This is a genomic window from Micromonospora marina, from assembly GCF_900091565.1.
Lineage (GTDB): Bacteria > Actinomycetota > Actinomycetes > Mycobacteriales > Micromonosporaceae > Micromonospora > Micromonospora marina.
The window spans coordinates 1-6415 of sequence record NZ_FMCV01000054.1; the positions used below are offsets into that span (position 1 = coordinate 1).

A 6415-nucleotide genomic window follows, 5' to 3' on the forward strand; every position below is an offset into this window, starting at 1 on the left:
CGCCGCGCCGCTGTTGCCGGTCGTGTCGAACGTGACGGGGGCCCTGGCCGGTGACGAGATCAGTAACCCGGAGTACTGGGTGCGGCATGTGCGGGAGGCGGTGCGGTTCGCCGATGGTGTGACGGCGCTGCGCGGGGCGGGTGTGGACACGTTCCTGGAGGTCGGCCCGCAGAGCGTGCTGACCGCCATGGCAGCGGATGTGCTGCCCGATGACCACGTCGTGCTGGCGGTGGCGGTGCAGCGCCGGGACCGGGCGGAGGCGCAGGCGTTGCTGCACGCCCTGGCCGAGCTGCACGTGCACGGTGTGCCGGTGACATGGCAGTCGTGGTTTACCGAGACCGGCGCGCGCCGGGTGGACCTGCCCACGTACGCCTTCCAGCGGGAGCGGTACTGGCTGCCGCCCACCGGCCAGTCCGCCGACGTCTCCGGGGCCGGCCTCGGCGTGGCGCGGCACCCGCTGCTCGGCGCGGCGGTGTCGGTCGCCGGCGAGGACATGGTGGTGCTGACCGGCCGGCTGTCGGTGTCGACGCACCCGTGGCTCGCCGACCACATCGTCTCCGGTGCCGTGGTGGTGCCGGGCACCGCGCTGGTGGACCTCGTCGTCCGGGCGGGCGACGAGGTCGGCGCGTCCCGCGTCCGCGAGCTGACAGTGCTCGCCCCGCTCGCGCTGCCCGCCACCGGCGGCGGGGTACGGGTCCAGGTCCGGGTCGGTCCCGTCGACGGGACCGGCAGCCGCTCGGTGACCGTGCACTCCCAGCCCGAGAACGACGCCGAGTCGGGCTGGACCCGGCACGCCGACGGCCTCGTCGGCGCCCCCACTGCCGACGAGCCCACCCTGGGCGCCTGGCCGCCACCCGGTGCGTCCGAGGTGGACGTCACCGGCTGGTACGCGACGGTCGCCGAGCACGGGCTCGCGTACGGGCCGGTCTTCCGGGGCCTGCGCCGGGCATGGACCGCCGACGGCGAGGTGTTCGCCGAGGTCACCCTCCCCGACGAGGTAACCGGTGACCCGGCGGGCTTCGGGGTGCACCCGGCGTTGCTGGACGCCGCCCTGCACCCCGTCGGGCTGCTGCCCGCCGAGCAGCCGGGCGGCGGACCACGGGTGCCGTTCGCGTTCGAGGGTGTGCAGGTCCACGCCGTCGGCGCCCGGACGCTCCGGGTCCGCCTCACCGCCTCCGGCAACTCGGTGCGGCTGGTCGCCGCCGACGAGACGGGCGTGCCCGTGGTGTCGGTGGACTCGCTGACACTGCGCGAGATGACCGGCCCGGCAGCCCCGCCGGACGAGGCGTACCGATCCCTGTTCGAGGTCTCCTGGCAGCCCGAGCAGATCGCCGCGCCCGACGGCGCGTACGGCTGGGCCGTGCTCGGTGACCGCCCGCTCGACGGCGCGCCGCAGCTCCCGGCGTACGCCGACATCGCCGCTCTGACCACGGCGGCGACGGACGGCACCGCCCCGGCGGCGCTGCTGCTGCCGGTCACTCCGGCGACCTCCGGGACGGACGTGCCCGACGCGGTGCGCTCCGTCACGACGGACGTCCTCGGCGCGGTGCAGGCGTGGCTGGCGGCCGAGCCGCTGGCGGACTCGCGGCTGGTCGTCGTGACCCGCGGCGCGGTGGCCACCGGCACCGACGACCGCGTCAGCGACCTGGCAGGGGCGGCGGTCTGGGGCCTGCTGCGTTCGGCCCAGTCGGAGCACCCCGGCCGGCTCGTGCTGGCCGACCTGGAACCCGGCGCCGACCTGGACGCCGACCGGCTGGCCCTGCTCGCCGCAGCCGCCGACGACCCCGCCCTCGGCGGGCAGATCGCGGTGCGGTCGGGCACGGCGTACCTGCCGCGGCTGGTCCGCGCCACGGGCGCCGTGCGGACCCCGGCGACCCTCGACGGGGGAACCGTCCTCGTCACCGGCGGCACCGGATCGCTGGGCGCCCTGGTGTCCGAACACCTCGTCACCGCCTACGGCGTGCGGTCGCTGGTGCTGGCGTCCCGGCAGGGCCCGGCGGCCCCCGGAGCCGACGAACTGGTGCGGCGGCTGGCCGCGCTGGGCGCGACCGCCCGCGTGGTCGCCACGGACGTGACCGACCGCGAGCGCGTCGGCGAGCTGGTCCGGTCCATCACCGCCGAGGACCGCCTGGCCGGGGTGGTCCACACCGCCGGCGTCCTCGACGACGGCATCGTCAGCGGGATCACCGCCGACCAGCTGGCGGACGTGCTGGCCCCGAAGGTCACGGCGGGCTGGTGGCTGCACGAGGCGACCGCCGAGCGGGACCTCGACCTGTTCGTGCTCTTCTCCTCCGTCGCCGGGGTGCTCGGCTCTCCCGGCCAGGCCGCGTACGCGGCCGGCAACGCCTTCCTGGACGCCCTCGCCGTGCTGCGGGCGCAGCGCGGGCTGCCCGCCGTCAGCCTCGCGTGGGGCATGTGGGACACCGACGGCATGGCCGCGTCGATCAACGACACCGACCGGGCGCGGGTGACCCGGGCCGGTCTGGTCCCGATGACCGCCCCGGTCGGGCTCGGGCTGTGGGACGCCGCCCTGACCCACGGCGGCGCGGCGCTGGTGCCGGCCGTGGTCGACCTGCCCGCCATGCGGGCACGGACCGCCGCCGGCCGGGTGCCGGTGATGCTGCGGGGCCTGGTGGGACCGGCCGCGAAGCGTCGCCGCTCCGGCACCGGCACGTGGGCCGACCGGCTGGCCGGCCTCGACCCGCAGGAGGCGCGTACGCAGGTGGCCCTGCTGGTGCGCGGGATGGTCGCGCAGGTGCTCGGCCACGGCGGCGCCGAGGCGGTGCCGGCGGACCGGGCGTTCCGGGAACTGGGCTTCGACTCGCTGACCGCCGTCGAGCTGCGCAACCGGATCAACAGCGCGAGCGGACTGCGGCTCACGTCGACGCTCGTCTTCGACTACCCGACTCCCGCCACCCTGTCGGAGCACCTGTACGAGCAGCTGTCCGGCCAGGTCGCCGAGCAGCAGCGGGCCGTGCGGGCGACGAACGTCGACGAGCCGATCGCCATCGTGGGCATGGCCTGCCGCTACCCGGGCGGCGTGACGAACCCGCAGCAGCTGTGGGACCTGGTCGCCGCCGGCGCCGACGGCATCGGCGAGTTCCCCACCGACCGCGGCTGGGACCTCGACCGGCTCTTCCACCCCGACCCGGACAACCCCGGGACCTCGTACACCCGCCACGGTGGCTTCCTGTACGGGGCCGCCGAGTTCGACCCGGACTTCTTCGGCATCTCGCCGCGCGAGGCGATCGCCATGGACCCGCAGCAGCGACTGCTGCTGGAGGCGTCCTGGGAGACGTTCGAGTCGGCCGGCCTCGACCCGTCGCGGCTACGTGGCAGCCGGACCGGCGTCTTCGCCGGGCTCATGTACCACGACTACGCCTCCGGCGTGCAGGACCTGCCCGAGGGCGTGGGCGGCTACCTCGGCACCGGCACCTCCGGAAGCGTGCTGTCCGGCCGGGTCGCGTACACGTTCGGCCTCGAAGGCCCGGCGGTCACTGTCGACACGGCGTGCTCGTCGTCGCTGGTGGCGCTGCACCTCGCGGTGCAGGCGCTGCGCGGCGGCGAGTGCGATCTCGCCCTGGCCGGTGGCGTGACCGTCATGGCGACGCCGGGGACGTTCATCGAGTTCTCCCGCCAGCGGGGCCTGTCGCAGGACGGCCGCTGCAAGTCGTTCGCGGCGTCGGCCGACGGCACGGGCTGGTCGGAGGGCGTCGGTGTGCTGCTGGTGCAGCGCCTGTCGGACGCGCAGCGTGAGGGCCGGCGGATCCTGGCGGTGGTACGCGGCAGCGCCGTCAACCAGGACGGCGCGTCGAACGGGCTGACGGCGCCGAATGGCCCGTCGCAGCAGCGGGTGATCCGGCAGGCCCTCGCGAACGCCCGGCTGACCACTGCCGACGTGGACGCCGTGGAGGCGCACGGCACCGGCACGACGCTGGGCGACCCGATCGAGGCGCAGGCGTTGCTGGCCACGTACGGGCAGGACCGGCCCGCCGACCGGCCGCTCTGGCTGGGCTCGATCAAGTCGAACATCGGCCACACCCAGGCCGCCGCCGGGGCAGCCGGCATCATCAAGATGATCATGGCGATGCGGCACGGCGTGCTGCCGTCGACGCTGCACGTCGATGAGCCGTCCCCGCACATCGAGTGGAGCGCCGGGGCGGTCTCCCTGCTCACCGAGGCCCGCGACTGGCCCGCGGCGGGCCGGCCCCGTCGCGCCGCGATCTCGTCGTTCGGCGTCAGCGGCACCAACGCGCACGTGATCATCGAGCAGCCCCCCGCCGGAGCGGAGCCCACCCGGGGCGAGCACACGCCGACGCCCGCCGCCGGGTCGCTGCCGACCCCCGTGCTGCTCTCGGCCCGCTCCGAGGCCGCCGTCGCGGCGCAGGCCGACCGCTGGGCCCGCTGGATCGCCGACGACGAGAAACTGCGCCCCGCCGACATCGGCTGGTCGTCGACAGTCAGCCGGGCCGTGCTGGAGCACCGTGCGGTGGTCACCGCGACGGGCCGGGACGAACTGCTGGCCGAGCTGCGGGCGCTCGCCGCCGGTGAGCCGGCCGCCGCCGTGGCGACGGGGACCGGCACGACGCGTACGCAGCTGGCTGTGCTCTTCTCCGGCCAGGGTGCGCAGCGTGCGGGGATGGGTCGGGAGTTGTACGGGGCCTTCCCGGTGTTCGCGACCGCGCTGGATGAGGTGTGCGGACACCTCGATGCGCTGCTGCCGTGTCCGTTGCGGGTGGTGTTGTTCGCTGAGGCGGGCACTGCTGAGGCGGGGTTGTTGGATCAGACGGTGTTCACGCAGGCCGGGCTGTTTGCGGTCGAGGTGGCGTTGTTCCGTCTGGTGGAGTCGTTCGGGGTCGTGCCGGACATGCTGGCTGGTCATTCGATTGGTGAGGTGACGGCGGCGCATGTGGCGGGTGTGTTGTCCTTGGCCGACGCGTGTCAGTTGGTGGCGGCGCGGGGTCGGTTGATGCAGGCGCTGCCGGCGGGTGGTGGGATGCTGGCTGTGGCCGCCGACGAGGCTGCGGTGGTGGAGTCGATCGCGGGCCTGGGCGACAGGGTGGGCGTCGCGGCGGTCAACGGGCCGGCCGCCGTGGTGGTGTCGGGTGCCGTCGAGGCTCTCGACGAGGTGGAGCGGGTCTGGCGGGACCGGGGCGTGCGTACCCGCCGGCTCACCGTCAGCCACGCGTTCCACAGCCCGCTGATGGAGCCGATGCTCGATGAGTTCCGCGCCGTCCTGGCGGGGCTGGCGTTCCGGGCGCCGCTGCTACCGGTGGTGTCGAACCTGACCGGGGCGCTCGCCGACCCGCAGGAGATCACCCGCGCCGAGTACTGGGTGCGGCACGTGCGGGAGGCGGTGCGCTACGCCGACGGCATCGCCGCCCTGCGGGCGACCGGGGTTGACACGTTCCTGGAGGTCGGACCGCAGAGCGTCCTGACCGCCATGAACGCCGACCTGCTCGCCGACGACGCGCTGGCGGTGGCCGTCCAGCGTCGGGACCGTTCCGCCCCGCAGGCGCTGCTGCACGCGCTCGCCGAACTGCACGTGCACGGTGTACCGGTGACCTGGACGCAGTGGTTCACCGACAGCGGCGCACGCCGGGTCGACCTGCCCGCGTACGCCTTCCAGCACCAGCGCTACTGGCTCGGCGCGGGCCAGGCGCGTACCACCGACGTCTCCGGCGTGGGCCTCGGAGACGCCGGGCACCCGCTGCTCGGCGCGGCGGTCACCGTCGCCGGCGCGGACATGGTGGTGCTGACCGGTCGTCTCTCCCTCGCCACCCACGCGTGGCTTGCCGATCACGTCGTCTCCGGCACGGTGATCGTGCCCGGCACCGCCCTGGTGGAGTTGGCGGTGCGGGCGGGCGACGAGGTGGCTGCGTCGCGGGTGCGCGAGCTGACCGTGGCCGCGCCGCTGGTGCTGCCGGGGTCCGGTGCCGTACGGGTGCAGGTGCGCGTCGGCGCGGCCGACGGGGCCGGTACCCGGGTTGTGGCGGTGCACTCGCAGGCCGAGGGCGACCCGGAGGCCGACTGGGTCCGGCACGCGGAGGGCGTGCTGGAGCGGGCGACGGCCGACGAGCCGGGCGTGGGGGAGTGGCCCCCGGCCGGCGGGTCCGAGCTGGACGTGACGGGCTGGTATCCGACGCTTGCGGAGCACGGCCTGACGTACGGGCCGGTGTTCCAGGGGCTGCGCCGGGTGTGGGCGTGCGGTGACGAGGTGTTCGCCGAGGTGGTGTTGCCGGACGAGGCGGCGACGGAGGCGGCGCGCTTCGGGGTGCACCCGGCGTTGCTGGACGCGGCCCTGCATCCGATCGGGCTGCTGCCCGGTGGCGAGGGTTCGGGTGGGGCGCGGGTGCCGTTCGCGTTCGAGGGTGTGCAGGTGTATGCCTCGGGTGCGCGGGTGCTGCGGGTGCGG

General features: G+C 75.2%; 1 protein-coding gene. It reads left to right on the plus strand.

Annotated features, from left to right (window positions below; translation table 11 throughout):
- Positions 1-6415, plus strand: a 6415-nt coding sequence (locus GA0070215_RS27665; protein ID WP_141708284.1) for a type I polyketide synthase, incomplete at both ends; no start/stop codon positions are given.